The 15,558-nt window shown below is 63.9% G+C and carries 13 protein-coding genes; 6 read left to right on the plus strand and 7 right to left on the minus strand.

The genetic code is table 11. The annotated features are described in order from the left end of the window. Nucleotides 1-178: 178 nt before the first annotated feature. Nucleotides 179-850: a peptide-methionine (S)-S-oxide reductase MsrA gene (gene msrA, locus JN280_RS00530; RefSeq protein ID WP_202309603.1), complete on the minus strand. Its 672-nt coding sequence runs from the start codon at nucleotides 848-850 to the stop codon at nucleotides 179-181. A gap of 53 nt (nucleotides 851-903) precedes the next feature. After that, on the minus strand, nucleotides 904-1,227 hold the full coding sequence (locus tag JN280_RS00535) for a hypothetical protein (RefSeq protein ID WP_202309604.1): 324 nt from the start codon (nucleotides 1,225-1,227) through the stop codon (nucleotides 904-906). A gap of 384 nt (nucleotides 1,228-1,611) precedes the next feature. Here JN280_RS00535 and JN280_RS00540 point away from each other — a divergent pair, with 384 nt between their 5' ends. From JN280_RS00540 to JN280_RS00565, 6 genes are all read left to right on the plus strand, one after another. Further along, a complete protein-coding gene (locus JN280_RS00540) occupies nucleotides 1,612-2,868 on the plus strand; it encodes an ABC transporter substrate-binding protein (protein WP_202309605.1) in 1,257 nt (418 codons plus the stop codon). Nucleotides 2,869-2,974: 106 nt separating this feature from the next. Next, entirely contained in the window at nucleotides 2,975-3,850 is an 876-nt protein-coding gene (locus JN280_RS00545; RefSeq protein WP_202309606.1) for a carbohydrate ABC transporter permease, read from the plus strand. Next, nucleotides 3,847-4,773 carry a carbohydrate ABC transporter permease gene (locus JN280_RS00550; protein ID WP_244742744.1) on the plus strand — a complete coding sequence of 309 codons (927 nt, stop codon included), beginning with the start codon at nucleotides 3,847-3,849 and terminating at the stop codon, nucleotides 4,771-4,773. Before JN280_RS00545 ends, JN280_RS00550 begins: the two co-directional genes overlap by 4 nt. 58 nt (nucleotides 4,774-4,831) lie before the next feature. Next, entirely contained in the window at nucleotides 4,832-5,842 is a 1,011-nt protein-coding gene (locus JN280_RS00555) for a LacI family DNA-binding transcriptional regulator (protein ID WP_244742747.1), read from the plus strand. A gap of 31 nt (nucleotides 5,843-5,873) precedes the next feature. Then, complete coding sequence (locus JN280_RS00560; RefSeq protein WP_202309608.1) at nucleotides 5,874-7,778, plus strand: glycoside hydrolase family 127 protein; 1,905 nt, start codon at nucleotides 5,874-5,876, stop codon at nucleotides 7,776-7,778. Between the two features lie 34 nt (nucleotides 7,779-7,812). Next, complete coding sequence (locus JN280_RS00565) at nucleotides 7,813-8,913, plus strand: ABC transporter ATP-binding protein (protein ID WP_244742750.1); 1,101 nt, start codon at nucleotides 7,813-7,815, stop codon at nucleotides 8,911-8,913. A gap of 332 nt (nucleotides 8,914-9,245) precedes the next feature. Here the strand turns inward: JN280_RS00565 and JN280_RS00570 are convergent, their stop codons facing one another. The 5 genes from JN280_RS00570 to JN280_RS00590 form a co-directional block, all read right to left on the minus strand. After that, nucleotides 9,246-10,442, minus strand: a complete 1,197-nt coding sequence (locus tag JN280_RS00570; protein ID WP_202309609.1) for a thiolase family protein — start codon at nucleotides 10,440-10,442, stop codon at nucleotides 9,246-9,248. Nucleotides 10,443-10,458: 16 nt separating this feature from the next. Continuing rightward, complete coding sequence (locus tag JN280_RS00575) at nucleotides 10,459-12,288, minus strand: feruloyl-CoA synthase (protein ID WP_202309610.1); 1,830 nt, start codon at nucleotides 12,286-12,288, stop codon at nucleotides 10,459-10,461. A 216-nt stretch (nucleotides 12,289-12,504) separates the two neighbouring features. After that, entirely contained in the window at nucleotides 12,505-13,818 is a 1,314-nt protein-coding gene (locus JN280_RS00580; RefSeq protein WP_202309611.1) for a TRAP transporter large permease, read from the minus strand. Continuing rightward, complete coding sequence (locus tag JN280_RS00585; protein ID WP_202309612.1) at nucleotides 13,805-14,398, minus strand: TRAP transporter small permease; 594 nt, start codon at nucleotides 14,396-14,398, stop codon at nucleotides 13,805-13,807. The genes JN280_RS00580 and JN280_RS00585 overlap by 14 nt, the downstream gene beginning before the upstream one ends. A gap of 60 nt (nucleotides 14,399-14,458) precedes the next feature. Beyond that, nucleotides 14,459-15,502, minus strand: a complete 1,044-nt coding sequence (locus JN280_RS00590; protein ID WP_202309613.1) for a TRAP transporter substrate-binding protein — start codon at nucleotides 15,500-15,502, stop codon at nucleotides 14,459-14,461. Between the last annotated feature and the right edge of the window lie 56 nt (nucleotides 15,503-15,558).

The following is a 15,558-nucleotide window of genomic DNA, read 5'->3' on the forward strand; positions in this document are numbered from 1 at the left end:
TGGGGGATGCTGGCGCTACGCACTCAAGATGAGTGAGGCTGGCACTACGCCTCAAGATGAGGGAGCCGGGCACTACGTCCCTCATCCTGAGGTGCGAGCGCAGCGAGCCTCGAAGGACGCACCGAACGTCACCCCCCAAAAAACACAAAGAGTCACAAGGGCCTAGCGTGACCAGGTATCAGGCGGTGGCGGCCGCGGCGGTGGGCACGGCGCAGGCGACGCCGGTGCCTTTCAGTCCGCAATAGCCATAGGGATTCTTGGCGAGATACTGCTGGTGGTCCCCTTCGGCGAAGTAGAACGCCGGCGCCGGCGCGATCTCCGTTGTGATCTTGCCGCGCCCCGCCTTGCGCAGTTCGGTTTCGTAGGCGTCCCGCGAGGCGCGCGCGGCATTCTGCTGGGCCTCGCCGAACGTGTAGATTGTCGAGCGATAGGTCGTGCCGACGTCGTTGCCCTGGCGCATGCCCTGCGTCGGGTCATGGCTCTCCCAGAACAGCTTCAGCAGTTCGGCATAGGAAACGATCCTGGGGTCATAGACCACCAGCACGACCTCGGCATGGCCGGTCAGGCCGGTGCAGGTCTCCTGGTAGGTCGGGTTCGGCGTCTGGCCTCCGGCATAACCGACCGCCGTCACCCACACGCCCTCGGTCTGCCAGAACAAACGCTCCGCACCCCAGAAGCAGCCCATGCCGAACATCGCCGTCTCGAGGCCTTCAGGATAGGGTCCCTTGAGCGGGCGCTTGGAGACGAAGTGCTTCGACGCAGTCGGAATGGCGCGGCTGCGGCCCGGCAAGGCTTCGCCGGGCTTCGGCAGTTGGAGCTTCTTGTTCAGCATGTCGCTCAGGAAAAACATCAGGCAATTCTCCCTTCGTCTTCATGTCGGGCAAAGGCCGGCGGATCGGACGATCAGCTTCCGGTTGCGAAGCCGTCGCGGCGCTCGGGCCGGTAACCGACGGCATAGAGGATCAGCGCCAGCAGGCCGAACACCACGAAGCCGGGCAACTGCAGGATGCCGAGCGCGACCGGATCCCACAGCAGCGGATGCAGCGTCGTCTCGATGAACTCCTGGGTGGCGGCCAGCGTGTCGGGCGAGACCCCCTGCCAGCTTCGGCCGAGCGGCGTCGTCACCAGCGCCGAGGATGCCACGCTGCGCGTCGCGTCGAGCACGGCCATCACCACCGCGACCGCCAGGGATACGGTCGAAAGGAAGCGGAACAGAAAGCGCAGCATGCTGGTCCTTGTCCGTCACCGGCGGGAGTCGTCCGCCGGGGCGCCCCAGACATATGGCGGCGGGCGGCGTTCTGCAATCGTCAGCGGACGAAATTGAACGCCCGTCCTAGGCGGCGACGCTGGACGTGGCCAAATCTTCGGCAGAGACGATCCGCCGACCTATTGGCCGCCGAACCATTGGAACGGCAGTTGTGGACATGCGTCACCCTCCACGGCCTGTCATTTTACCGCTTGTCGACATTGAAAAATACGTGCAGACTGGGTTGAGAAAAGCTTTTCCCAACCTCGATACCGAAACCTGCGATCAAAGCAGGCGCGAATCAAGGAAAAGCTTTTCCCAGACCGGGAGGAACCCGGCCAAAGGTTGGCTCAGGGAGGAAACCGATGAGTTTGCCAAGCTTCAAGAAATGCCGGCTGGTCCTGGCGGCGCTGCTCACAGCGGTCGCGCTTCCGGCCTTGTCCCAGGAAATGCAGATGTGGGAGCGAACAGGCGGCAATGCGGGCATGGTCGATGCCCTTGTCGCCCGCTGGAACGAGAAGAACCCGGACCGCAAGATAAACCTGACCTACATTCCGCACACCGAGATGGTGCCCAAGATCGCCCAGGCGATTGCCAGTGGGGAGGTTCCGGATTTGATGGGCATGGATCTGATCTACGGCCCGCAGTTCGAAGCCGCCGGACAACTGGTCGATATCACCGACCTGATCGGCAGCGATCCCGCGCTCAAGACCGCGAGCCCGGGCCATATGGCGGTGTCCACCTATGACGGTCGCCTCTACGGCGTGCCGCTCTACGCGGACGTCTCGGCCCTCTTCTACAACAAGGACCTGTTCCGCAAGGCCGGCCTCGATCCCGAGAAGCCGCCAACGAGCCTCGCCGAGATCAGGGAATATGCCGACAAGATCACCGCGCTCGGCGGCGATGTGAAGGGCTACTTCCTGCCGGGCTCATGCGCGGGCTGCAACATCTTCACGGTCGGCCCGCTGATGTGGGCGAGCGGCGCCACCATCGAACCAAAGGACGCCAATGACGAACCGCTCCAGGGCGAAGGCGTGAAGGAGGTCCTGCAGTGGGCGCGCGACATGATCAAAGCCGGGAATGTGCATGACGACGCCCGCGCCGAGAACGGCGAAACCTTTCATCTGCGCTTCGGCTCGGGAAAAGTCGGCATGATGGGCACGGGCAACTTCAACATCACGCTCGCCAAGGAGCAGAACCCGACCATGGATTTCGGCATTGCGCTCCTGCCCGGCGTGAAAAGCGGAGAGGTCTCGTCCTTCGCCGGCGGCGATATCGTCACCATTCCCAAAGGCAGCAAGCGGGTCGACGACGCCATCGACTTCATGAAGTTCCTGCTCTCCGACGATACGCAGGTCGAGGGCTACGCCAAGATGCTCAACATGACGACACGCGGCGACATGGCGGACAACAAATACTTCCGCGAGAACCCCAAGGTGCAGGACGTGGCCAAGGCGATCGCCGTTGCGCGCACGCCCTACACGCTGAAGTTCTTCGAACTGATCAACTCGCCGCAGGGGCCATGGCTCCAGATGCTGCAGCGCGCCTATTATGAAGACACCGACATCGACACGATCATCGCGGACGCCAAGGCCCAGATGAAGGCGATTGCCGCGGAATAGGCTCTCCCCGGGCCGCGGCGCGAGGTCTTGCCGGACCCGCGGCCTCCTTTTTCAAGATGCGATCAAGGCGCAGTTCCTGCAGGGCGGATCGGAAGGCGAAGGCAGCATGCATTCCATAAACGGCAGGTTCGTCGGGTTCCTCTACCTCGCGCCGGCGCTCGCATTCGTAACGGCGTTCACCGTCTATCCCCTGATGCAGATGGTCTGGATGTCGCTTCACAACTGGTCGCTGATCGCCGAAAAGAAATTTGTCGGCGTCGGCAATTTCGTGAAGGCCTGGCACGATCCGCAGTTCTGGGTCTCGCTCGGCTTCACCCTCAAATACACGCTGCTGATCACGCCGATCCTCATGATCCTCGGTTTCGCGATCGCCTTGCTGACCTCGGCCAACACGCCGCTGCGTCAGATCACACGCGGTGTGGTCTTTGCGCCCGTGGTCATCGGTCTCGGCGCATCGAGCCTGCTCTGGTACTGGCTGTTCAGCTACGATTTCGGGCTGGTGAACCGGGGGCTGATCGACCTCGGTGTCGTATCAAAGCCGGTCCTCTGGTTCGGGGCCGACGCCGATCTTTCGATGTGGGCGGTCATCGCGTCGATCTTGTGGAAGGTTCTCGGCTTCGGCACCATCCTCTTCGTCGCCGCGATCCAGGCCGTGCCGGGCGAGATCAACGAGGCCACGATGGTCGACGGAGCGAGCTACTGGCAACGGGTGCGCCGCATCACGCTGCCGCTGACGGCCCGCACGGTCCTGCTGGTCACGCTGGTGAGCGCCATCGGCTCGCTGCTCGCCTTCGACCAGTTCTACATCATGACCGCCGGCCAGCCACGCAACCTGACCACCACATCGGTCCTTCTCATCTATCTGAATTCATTTCCCTATCTGAAGCTGGGCTACGGTTCGGCCCTGTCGCTGATCCTGGCTGCGGTCATCCTCGCCTGCACCATCCTCCAGATCGCCCTGACCAGGAGAAGTTACCGTTGAAAGCGCAGCCCGAAACCCGCCTTGATATGGGCTACTTTCGTGACCTTCCGGCTGCGTCGGCAACGTGGCGCGGCCTTGCCGAGCGCATGTTCGACGGCCGCAGGAAATATCTGACCGCCGCCGTCTGCGTGCTGTTGTGCGCCGTCATGCTTTTGCCCCTGCTCGCCTCGGTGCTGGCGTCGCTCAAGTCCACCACGGAAGCTGCCGCGGTGCCGCCGACCTATTTCCCGCACGCCTTGAGCCTCGACAGCTACCGGCGGCTGTGGAATTTCCAGGCCGGGCTCCCGACCTATCTCGTCAACAGCGCAGGTGCTGCGCTGTTGACGATCCTGTTCTGCCTCGGGCTCACCATCCCGGCCGGCTATGCGCTGGCGCGCTTTCCCGTGCCGGGCAAGGAATTCTTCTTCGTCCTCCTGCTCCTCGGCCTCATCATTCCCTATCAGGCGCTGCTCACGCCGCTGTTCTTCATGTTCGTCCAGCTCAGGCTGCACAATTCGCTGGTCGGGCTTGCCATCGTGCATACGGCGATCCAGCTGCCATTCAGCATCTATGTGATGCGCAACGCGTTCGAAGCCGTGCCGAAGGAACTCGAGGAGGCAGCGGTGATCGACGGCTGCAACAGCTGGCAGGTTCTCATACGGGTGTTCTTGCCGGCGATCGTGCCCGCCGTCATCACGGTCTCGCTGTTCGCCTTCATCACGTCATGGAACGAGTTGCTTGCCGCGCTCGTCATCATGAACAAGGATTCGAGCTTCACACTCCCGCTGATCCTTGCCGCCTCCCGGCAACAGACGAGCATCGGCGGAACCGACTGGGGCATGCTGCAGGCCGGCATCACCATCTCGATCATACCCTGCATGGCATTCTATCTGCTGCTGCAGAAATACTATGTCGCCGGCCTCCTCAGCGGCGCAGTCAAATAGGCGAAGCATGGATACGCCCCCTCCTCCTTCACCGAGCCCTCCGGAAAAGGTCGCCCCCTTGCAGCGCGGCACGCCGACCATCCGCGACCTGGCGCGAATCGCAGGTGTCTCCATCGGCACAGCCTCCAAGGCGCTCAACGCCGGCGGCCGGCTGAGCAAGGAGACGCGCGAAAAGGTCCTGCGAATTGCCCGGGAGATCGGCTATCGCCCGAACGACCTCGCCCAGAGCCTGCATCGCGCGAAATCGCGGACGATCGGCATCATCTCCAACGACAGTTTCGGGCGTTTCACCTTCCCGATCGTCGAAGCGCTGGAGGAGCGCCTTGCCGATGAACGCATCGCGGTGTTCATGTGCAACGCCACCGACGACCCCGGCCGCGAGCGCCAGCATCTGGACCAGTTGCTCGGCAAGCGCGTCGACGGCCTGGTGGTGACCGCGCGGCGCGCCGACAAGCGGCCGCCTATCGGTCCCCTCGTCCATGGGCTGCCGGTCGTCTACGTGTTCAGTCAGGCGGACGACCCGGACGGCCTTTCGTTGCTGCCCGACGACGAGGGCGGCGCGGTGCTCGCAGTCGAGCACCTTGCCCGGCTCGGCCGCCGTCGCATCGCCCATGTCACCGGCCCGGAGCATTTCGAAGCCGTACGCCTGCGCCGGAACGGCTACCTTTCGGCGCTGTCGGCGGCGGGACTTCCGGCAATCGATGGCTTCTATCTCTCCGGCGTCTGGTCCGAGGCCTGGGGCCGCGAAGCCGCGGACAGGATCTTTGCAAAAGGCTCCGTTCACCCCGACGCGTTGTTCTGCGGCAACGATCAGATCGCCAGGGGCTTGGCCGACGCGCTGCGCGAGCGGGGCATAGGCGTTCCCACCGATGTGGCAATCGTCGGCTTCGACAACTGGGACGTCATGACGCTGGCGGCGCGGCCGCCGCTCACCAGCGTCGACATGAATCTGAAAGCCCTCGGGCGCGAGGCCGGCGACCGACTGATCGACATGATGTCGGGCAAGCGGGTGAGCGGGGTCAGCCGCCGGCCCTGTTCGCTTGTGGTGAGGCAGTCATCAGGCGGCTGAGAGAGTGGATGCGAGTGAAAGGGAACCTGGAATGAGCCGGTTTGTGCCGATGCGGTTCGTGGATGTGCATATCGAAGGCCGGTTCTGGCGCGAACGGCTCGAAACGGTCCTTGCCCGCACGATACCCAGCCAGCATGTCCAACTCGCCGAGCACGGCATCCTGGAATCGCTGACGCTGCCCAAACCGCCGCCGCCTCTGCGTTTTCCCCGCAACGAGCACAACTTCACCGTCCAGGTGTTCTGGGACTCCGATGTCGGCAAATGGATCGAAGCGGCTTCCTATGCCCTGTCCCATCGCCGGGATCCTGAAATCGAAGCGAAGATCGAGACCATAATCGACGATCTCGAAAAGGCCCAGGCGCCGGACGGCTATCTCAATTGCTGGTACCTGCAGCGCGAGCCGGAAAAACGCTGGACCAATCTGCGGGACAATCACGAGCTCTACAATCTCGGTCACCTGCTCGAAGGCGCCATCGCCTACTTCCTGGCAACCGGACGGCGGCGCCTCCTGACCATGCTGGAACGCTATGTCGACCATGTGCGCGAGACGTTCGGACCGGGAGCGGGCCAGAAACGCGGCTATTGCGGGCATCAGGAAATCGAGCTCGCGCTGGTCCGGCTCTACCGCCTGACCGGCGAACGGAAGCATCTCGAGCTTGCCAGCTACTTCATCGACGAGCGCGGCCGGCAACCCCACTATTTCGACCAGGAAGCCGCCGACCGCGGCGACGATCCAAAGAAATTCTGGGCGAAGAGCTATGAGTACAACCAGTCGCACAAGCCGGTGCGCGAACAGGACAGGGTCGTCGGCCACGCGGTTCGCGCCATGTATATGTACTCGGCCATGGCCGATCTCGCGGCCGAGCTGTCCGACGACAGTCTGAAACGCGCCTGCGAGTTGCTGTGGCAGGATGTCATGGCCTCGAAGATCTACATCACCTCGGGCCTCGGTCCGGCCGCGGCCAATGAGGGCTTCACCGAGGCCTACGACCTGCCCAACGACACGGCCTATGCGGAGACCTGCGCGTCGGTGGCTCTCATCTTCTGGGCGCAGCGCATGCTGCATCTCGACCTCGACGGCAAATACGCGGATGTGCTGGAGCAGGCCTTGTTCAACGGCGCGCTCACCGGCCTGTCCCGGGATGGCGAGCACTATTTCTACTCGAACCCGCTGGACAGCGACGGGCGGCACAGACGCTGGGCCTGGCACACCTGCCCCTGCTGCACGATGAATGCCTCGCGCCTCGTGGCGTCGGTCGGCGGCTACTTCGTTTCGCACAGCGACGACGCGATCGCCTTCCATCTCTATGGCGGCATCGCTACGTCGGTCACCTTGAAGTCGGGCAAGGTCACCTTGCGCGAGACGAGCGACTATCCCTGGTCCGGCGATATCAGGATCGAGCTCGAGCCGGAGCAGGCGGCGGAGTTCACGCTCAAGCTGCGCATACCGGGCTGGTCGCGCGCGGCGAAGGCATCGGTCAACGGACAGGCGATCGCCGTCGAGCCGTCGACAACGAACGGCTACCTCTCGATCTCACGGAAATGGCAGGCCGGCGACGTCGTGGAGCTAGACCTGCCGATGCCGCCGGAGCGCGTTTACGCGCATCCTTCCGTGCGCATGGATGTCGGACGCGTTGCGCTGAAGCGCGGGCCACTCGTCTATTGCGTGGAGCAGGTCGACAATGCTGAAGGTCCGGTGCAGCGGCTGAGACTGCCGCGGCGGTCGAAGGTCGGGATAAAGCGGCGTAGCGATCTCTTCGACGGCATAGTCGTCCTCGCCGCCGAGGCATTGCGCCTCGACGATCGCGAATGGAGCGACACGCTCTATCGCCGCGAGCCTCCGGCCGAGGAAAGGGTGACGCTGACCGCGCTTCCCTACTATCTCTGGAGCAACCGGGAAAAGGGATCCATGACGGTCTGGCTCGCCGAAGCCTGAACCGATCGAAATGAACGAATGGACGGAGCGATCCTTGCACCACGTTGAAATGCGCGCCGTCAGCAAGCGATACGGCGAGTTCACCGCGATCCGGAATCTCGACCTGGCAGTCGACAAGGGCGAATTCTGCGCTTTGCTGGGACCGTCGGGCTGCGGCAAGTCGACGATGCTGCGCATGATCGCCGGGCTCGAGGAGGTGAGTGCCGGGTCGATCTTCATCAACGGCGTCGATGTCACCAGAGTGCATCCGGCCAAGCGCCGCATGGCCATGGTGTTCCAGTCCTATGCACTCTATCCGCACCTCACGGTCCGCCAGAACATCGCCTTTTCGCTCTCGGTCGCCGGAGCACCCCGCCAGGTGCAGACCAAGCGCGCCGACGAGATTGCCGCGTTGCTGCAACTCGACGATCTTATGGATCGCAAACCCGCACAACTGTCCGGCGGACAACGACAGCGCGTCGCCATCGGGCGCGCGCTCGTGCGCGAGCCGGAAGTCTTCCTTTTCGACGAGCCGCTCTCCAATCTGGATGCCATGCTGCGGGTGCAGATGCGCATCGAACTGGCAAGGCTTCACAAGACGCTGGGCAGCACGATGATCTACGTCACGCACGACCAGGTCGAGGCGATGACGCTCGCCGACCGCATCGTCGTGCTCGACCAGGGCGTGGTCGCCCAGGTCGGCGCGCCGCTCGAGCTCTATGCGAAGCCGGAGAACAAGTTTGTCGCCTCTTTCATCGGTTCGCCGACGATGAACTTCCTTCCGGTGGCGACAAGGCGCATCGACGGCATCGACATCACGCTGGCTTTCGATCGGCCCGGCGGGCCCGACAAGGGAGAATTCTCCGTCGCGGCACGCCGACGGCCCGACACCCACGGGCCGGCCCCCTCGGAGATCGGGATCCGCCCGGAACACATCGCCATCACCGACTTTTCCGACACCCGTTCGGATCTCACCGGCGCCGTCCAGTTGGTCGAGCGGCTCGGCAATCTGACGATCGGCTATGTCGAGACAGGCGCCGGGCTGCTTGTGATCCAGGGCGACGGCGAACTGGCGATTCATGCCGACGACGTCGTCGGGCTGGTTTTCGATCGATCCCGCACGCACATGTTCGACGCGGACGGCCGCGTGATCTGATTGGTTACATCGGCGGGCGGTCACCCCCTGACGCCAACGCCTCGACGGGCGGCGATGACCAGTTCGCATCAACGCGGCCTTCCACGAAACGCTGGCGGTCTGTTCCGGCAACCGCTTCCTGACGAGATGGAGTGGGCCGAGGCGCTGCGGCGGCGGCATCTGCAACAGGCTTCGGAATTGGCCACGCCGGAGCGGCAGGCCACCTACCGCATCGGCCCGAAATTCGTGCCCGATGCTTGCCGTGGACTCGACCGCGCCAGCCGCCCACCGCCGGCATCGTGTCATCAAAGATGATGTGGCGCTTCAGGCGCCAGCCCGGCCGATCCACCTCGTCAGCCTACCCTCAGGACAAGGGCCATGCCGGAATCGCCCGCCGCGCAACCCGTGAACAGGCCGTGCCCGCCGCCCTTCGATGCAAGCTCCTCGATGAGCTCGATCACGGATCGCAGGGCGGTCGGGCCCTGCGGGTGCCCCCAGATCAGCGAGCAGCCGAAATTGTTCATGCCGCGCCAGTCGAGACCGAAAGCGCGCGCGAAGGCGATGTCGTTCACGGCGAACGGGTTGTGTGTCTTGATCGCGTCCAGGTCGCCGATTCCAAGTCCCGCCATGGAGAGCGCCTTTCGCGATGCCTCGATCGGCGCCGCCGGCATGAAGCCCTTCTCCTCGCGACCCGACCCCCACGCGAGGATCTCCACCGCAATGCTGCCGTCGCCGGCCAGGTCGCGGGCCTTGGCGGCATCGGCGGTGACGACGATCCCCGCATTGCCGTCGGCGGGATGCGTCTGCGCCGCATAGGTGACGGTACCGCCCTCGCGCACCGGCTTCAGTTTCGACAGTTTTTCCGGATCCGTTGGATGGACTCCGCCATCGCCCTCGAGGGTCGAGACTGTCCTGCGGAACCCGGCATCCGGCACATCGAGCCGTGCCGGCATGTAGCGCTTCTGGAAGGCGCGGTCCCCGGCCAGTGCATCGGCATATTGCCGCGAGCGGTGGAGGACGACCTCATGCTGCTCCTCCATGGTGATGCCTTCGCGACGCGCCACGTTTTCGGCGGTATCGACCATGGCGCACCTCGCCCACGGGTCGCTGTTGAAGCTGTCGAGGACGATGTTCTCGCTCTCGCCCGTCCCGCCCGGGCCGGAGGGAGCGGGGTAGTAGACATGCGGGCTGTTGGAAGTCCGGTCGCCGGAGAGCGCCAGCGCGCAGCTCGCCGCTCCGGCGGCCATTTCAGCGCAGACCATCGCCAGCAGACGGGTGCCGGTCGCGCAGGCCTGGTTCACCAGCGGCCCGGGCAGCCGTTCGGCGCCCAGCATCGCCGTGACCCAGGGGGTTCCGTAGAAGCTTCGATGCTGCGGCACCGTCATGCCATAGGCGGCGAAGTCGAACGCGTCGACGGGAATGTCACGTACGCGTAAAGCGGCCTGCGCGACATGGGCGGCGAACTTCATGGAATGGAGATGGGCGAGCTCCGTCTGCCAGCGCGCGAACGGCGTGGACCAGTAGGCTCCGTATGGAATGTAGGCGGGCACGGTATGCTCCTTGATGTCAATTCGCCGGGAAGATGAAGCTGTCAGGGTCGTCCCCGTAGAGCCGTTCCAGATCAGCCTGGCGATTGGCAAGCGTCTGGCGCTGGTTGATATAGCCCTTGTCGGTGATCTCGCCCCGGTCGGGATCGGGCGGCGAAGCAAGAAATCGCGCGCGCACGGCGTAGCGCGAGGAGCCACCGCCCGACATCTTCAGCGCCTTCAGCCCGTCGGCCACGTGGCCGCGCACGGCCGGATGGTCGAGCACCTGGCCGAACGGCGCTTCCTGGAGCCCGGCCAGATTGCGGCATGCAGCTTCGTTCGGGAAGATCAGGAAGGCGACCGCGTCGCGGTCGTGCCCAGCCACGACGATATCCTGCGCCACCGGCGACAGGGCGTCTATGCCCGCGATGCGCAGTTCGCCGACGCTGACCCAGGTGCCCGACGTCAGCTTGAAGTCCTCGCTGACACGCCCGTCGAAAAAAAGGCCCCTGGCGGGATCGTCGGGATCCGCGAAGCGGACCGCATCGCCCATGATGTAGAAGCCTTCCGCGTCGAAGGCCCTGCTGGTCATTTCCGGATTGCGGAAATAGCCCGGCGTCACCTGGGGACCCTTGACGCGGACCTCCAGCTTGCCACCGTTCGGCAGGAGCTTGAGCGCCGTGCCGGGCACCGGCACGCCGATATTTCCGGTGCGCTCGGCTTGAAAATGACAATAGGTCGCCAGCGGCGCCGTCTCGGTCGACCCCCAGGCCGCGACCATCGGCGTCGCCTTACCCTTGGTGTCGGCCGAGAGCTCGATCAAGCGGCTCCAGATCGATCCCGGCAGCGCCGCGGCGGCATAGAATATGAACTCCACGCCGAACAGCGCCTCGCGGAAGTCCGCATCGGTCTCTGCCGCCCGCAGCAGCATCTCGTAGCCGCGAGGCACGTTGAAACACATGGTCGGACGGATCTCGATCATGTTCCTGATCGTATGTTCGATCAGGCCCGGCGCCGGCTTGCCCTCGTCGATATAGAGTTCGCCGCCGTTGCGAAGCAACATGTTCGACGTGAAATTCGCACCGAATGTGTGGCTCCACGGCAGCCAGTCGACGATGCGGGGCGGCGTTTCCGACAGGAACGGGCAGACTGCGCCATTCGCCTCCTGGTTCGAGGTGAGCATAAGATGCGTGTTGATGACCGCCTTCGGCGTGCCGGTCGATCCGGAGGTGAAGAGCAGGCGGGCGGTCGTGTCCGGCGTGATCGCGGCAAAGCGCTCGGCGACGTCGCTGTCGCGCCCGCTGGCTTTGGCATCGGCAAATGCGACCATGGTTGTCGACGCACCGGCGCTCGCGACAACGACCGCGGCGTGCCGCCCCTCGATCGCCTTCAGCGCAGCGCCATACCGGCCAGCGTCGGAGACCATGATGACGGCCGGCGTGACAAGCTCGATCATCGCCTTCAGCTTCTCGTGATCCGACGACATCAGCGAATAGGCGGTCGAGATCGTCGCGACGGGCACACCGACATGCATGGCCGCGAATGCCATCAGCCAGTGGTCGACCGAATTCTCGGAGAGGATGGCAACCGGCCTGTCCTGTCCCGCTCCTGCATGAAGCAGCCAGCCGGCGATCTCCCTGACCCGCCGCAGCGCTTCCCCATAGCTTACCCGACGCCAGCCATCGCCCGCGCGCTCGGCCACACAAGTCGCGTCAGGCCGTTCGGAAGCCCAGCGTTCAAGCCACGCGCCGACGCAGGGGACCGACTGCGGCAGCGCGATGCCGGATTCCAGATATGTGACGCCGTTACCAGTGTCGCGGCGCCGCACGTCCACTTCGGCAAACAGCCGATTTGCCCCGTCTTTGCGCATCGAGTCGATCTCCTCCGAGCATGTCCTGATTCCTCCGGCGAAGCGCCGTCCGGCGGACCCGTGCCACCCGGACAGGCCATGCGCCGCTAGCCGCGACCGGCCCCTCGCCGCCCGCGGTATTCCTGCCGTTCTTCTCCACCTGCATGAGGGACGGTATAGTTATGATTCATATCTATTGTCGCGCATTCTGGACCCTTGCCGAACATCATCGGGAGCTCAGGGGATTAGAAACAGCGTGATGGCCGGAAAGAGCATCAGGATGACGACACGCACGATGTCGGACAACACGAAATACATCACCGCCTTGTAGGTCTCGATGATCGGCGTGGCCTTCTCCATCGTATTGATGATGAAGAGGATCATCCCGACGGGCGGCGTGATCAGCCCCACCTCCACGACGATCAGCACGAGGATGCCGAACCATATCGCGACATGTTCCGCGCTCATGCCGAAGTCGAGGCCGGATATCACCGGAAAGAAGATCGGGATGGTGAGCAGGATCATCGACAGGCTGTCCATCAGGCAGCCGAACACGAGATAGAACAGCAGCACGATCGACAGCACCATCCAGGGGCTGAGGCCTTGGTCTACTACGAAGGCCGAGAGCTCCTGGGGGACCTGCGTCAGCGCGAGGAAACCGTTGTAGAAGGCGGCACCGAGCACAATGAAGAAGATCATCGCCGTTGATCGGCCGGTGGAAAGGAAGCTGGCGAACAGGCTGCCAAACGTCAGGCCGCCATTGAGCCAGGCAATCAGTCCGGTACCGAAGGCGCCGACTGCCGCGCCTTCCGTCGGCGTGAAGACGCCAGCATAGATGCCGCCAACGACCGCGAGGAACACCAGCAAGACCGGCCAGACGTCGAGGAGTGAGCGAAACCGCTCGCCATAGGGCATGCGCTCGCGCAAGCCGGCGGCTTCGGGATTCAGCCGGACATAGACCGAAATCGTGATGACGTAGCCGATTGCGGCCAGCACGCCCGGCACGAACGCGGCCAGGAACAGCTTGGCGATGTTCTGCTCGGTCAGGATCGCATAGATGACCAGGACGATCGAGGGAGGGATGAGAATGCCCAGAGTGCCGCCTGCGGCAAGAGCGGCGGTCGCAAACCCTCCTTCATAGCCGTATTTGCGCAATTCGGGCAGCGCGACCCGTCCCATGGTCGCCGCGGTCGCCAACGACGACCCGCAGATGGCCCCGAAGCCGGCGCATGCACCGATAGCCGCCATCGCCACGCCCCCGCGGCGATGTCCGAGCCATGACTCGGCCGCGCGAAACAGCGCCTGGCTCATCCCGCCGAGCGTGGCGAAATATCCCATGAGCAGGAACATCGGAACGATCGACAGCGAATAGCTGGAGAAGGTCGTGAAGGTCTCCGACTTCAGTTTCGCGAGCGCGATGGCGATGTTGCCGTTGACCAAAGCGAGTCCCGCAAAGCCGACCGCGAACATGGCCAACCCGATCGGCACCCTCAGAAATATGAGGACCAGGAGAGCGGGAAACGAAACGAAGCCGATCTCAAGATTGCTCAATGTCGTCCCCGATCGCATCGCCGATGAGCGTTTTTCCGCTGGCCAGTTCGACCACCCGAACGATGGCCATGTATATTCCGACGATCGCCGCGACCGCGGCGCCGAAGAAGCTGAGCGCGTAGGCCCACCAGATCGGAAACTGCAGCAGGAAGGTCGTCTGGCCGCTACGCATCTTGCTTTGCATTCCCGCTTCGAGTTGGACCGCGATCACGACCAGCACGACGGCGAAAAGCATCTCGATCAGGACGCCCTGTATCTTTTGCGCCCTTTCGGAGAACCAGCTCGTGAAGATGTCGACCGAAGCATGGCCGAGAGTGATGTGGCAGTAGGGCATGAAAGCGAATATCGAGAACGCGATACCCGCTTCGACCAGTTCGAAGTCGCCCTCGATGGGTCCTATTCCGGTTGACAGCGCCCAATCCGCAAATCCCGGCATCAGTGCCTGAACGGCGGCCGCATGGAGTACGGTATTGAGGGTACGGCCGACGACGGACAGGCACATAAGCAGAATCAGCCCGCTCAGAACCAGCCCGCCCAACGCGGCCATCAGGCGTGACAATCCGACGAAGAATCGATGCATGGCGTCACCATTCAGTCGAAGGGCCGCCGCCTGGCGTATGCGGCGGCCCGAGCGAGGAGACTACTTGCCGTACGCATCCATCAGCGCACGGGCATTGCCTATCAGCGCCTGACCGTCCACATTCGCCCCCTTAACGTTGGCGACCCAGCTCTCATAAATGGGCTGGACGAGGTCCTTCCACTCCTGGGTGTCGGCTTGGTGAACCGTGACGATGTTGTTTCCACGATCGACGGCGACCTGGCGGGCCGGGCCGTCAGCGTCCGCCTGTGTGCCGCCGGCAAAGATGGAGAATTCCAGACCGGAATTCTGGTCGATGACCGCCTTCAGGTCATCCGGCAGGCTGTCGTATTTCGCTTTGTTCATCGCGAGCACGAAGGTGAGCGTATAGAGGGCCGGGCCCTCGAACTCGGTGTGGTTCGTGACCAGTTCCGGCACCTTCAGCGCGGACGTCACCTCCCACGGAATGGTCGTGCCGTCGATCACGCCCTTCGAGAGCGCCTCCGACACCGCCGGGACCGGCATGCCGACAGGTGTCGCCCCGACAAGGTCGAGCAGTTGGTTGACCAGGCGCGAGCCGCCGCGGATCTTCATGCCCTGCAGGTCCGCGGGCTTCGTTACCGGCTTGTTGGTGTGGAACATGCCGGGACCATGGACCCAGGTGGCCAGGATCTTCAGATCGGCGAATTCCCCATCCTTCATATGCTTTTCGAACAGCTGCCAGTAGGCGCTGGAAGCGGCACGGGCGTCCGAAACGAAGAACGGCAGTTCGAAGACCTCCGTCGACGGGAAGCGGCCCGGCGTGTAACCGGGTAGCGTCCAGACGATGTCCGCGACGCCGTCGATCGCCTGATCGATGAGCTCCGGCGGCGTGCCGCCGAGCGACATCGAGGCGAAACGCTCGATCTTGATGCGGCCGCCCGAGTCCTTTTCCACCTTGTCCGCCCAGACATCCAGCACCAGGCGCGGCACGTTTGACTGTGCCGGCAGGAAGTGGTGCAGCCTCAGCGTGACTTCCTGCGCGAGCGCGGCCGTTGCGCCGAGGCCTATCATTGCAGCTGCCGCGGCACCGCCTATCAGTCCCACAATCGTTCTGCGTGTCGTCATAGTCTCCTCCCACTCAGGACCATTTTCTGGTCAGGTCAAACGCATCATTCCCGCCC

Source organism: Mesorhizobium sp. L-8-10, assembly GCF_016756635.1.
Lineage (GTDB): Bacteria > Pseudomonadota > Alphaproteobacteria > Rhizobiales > Rhizobiaceae.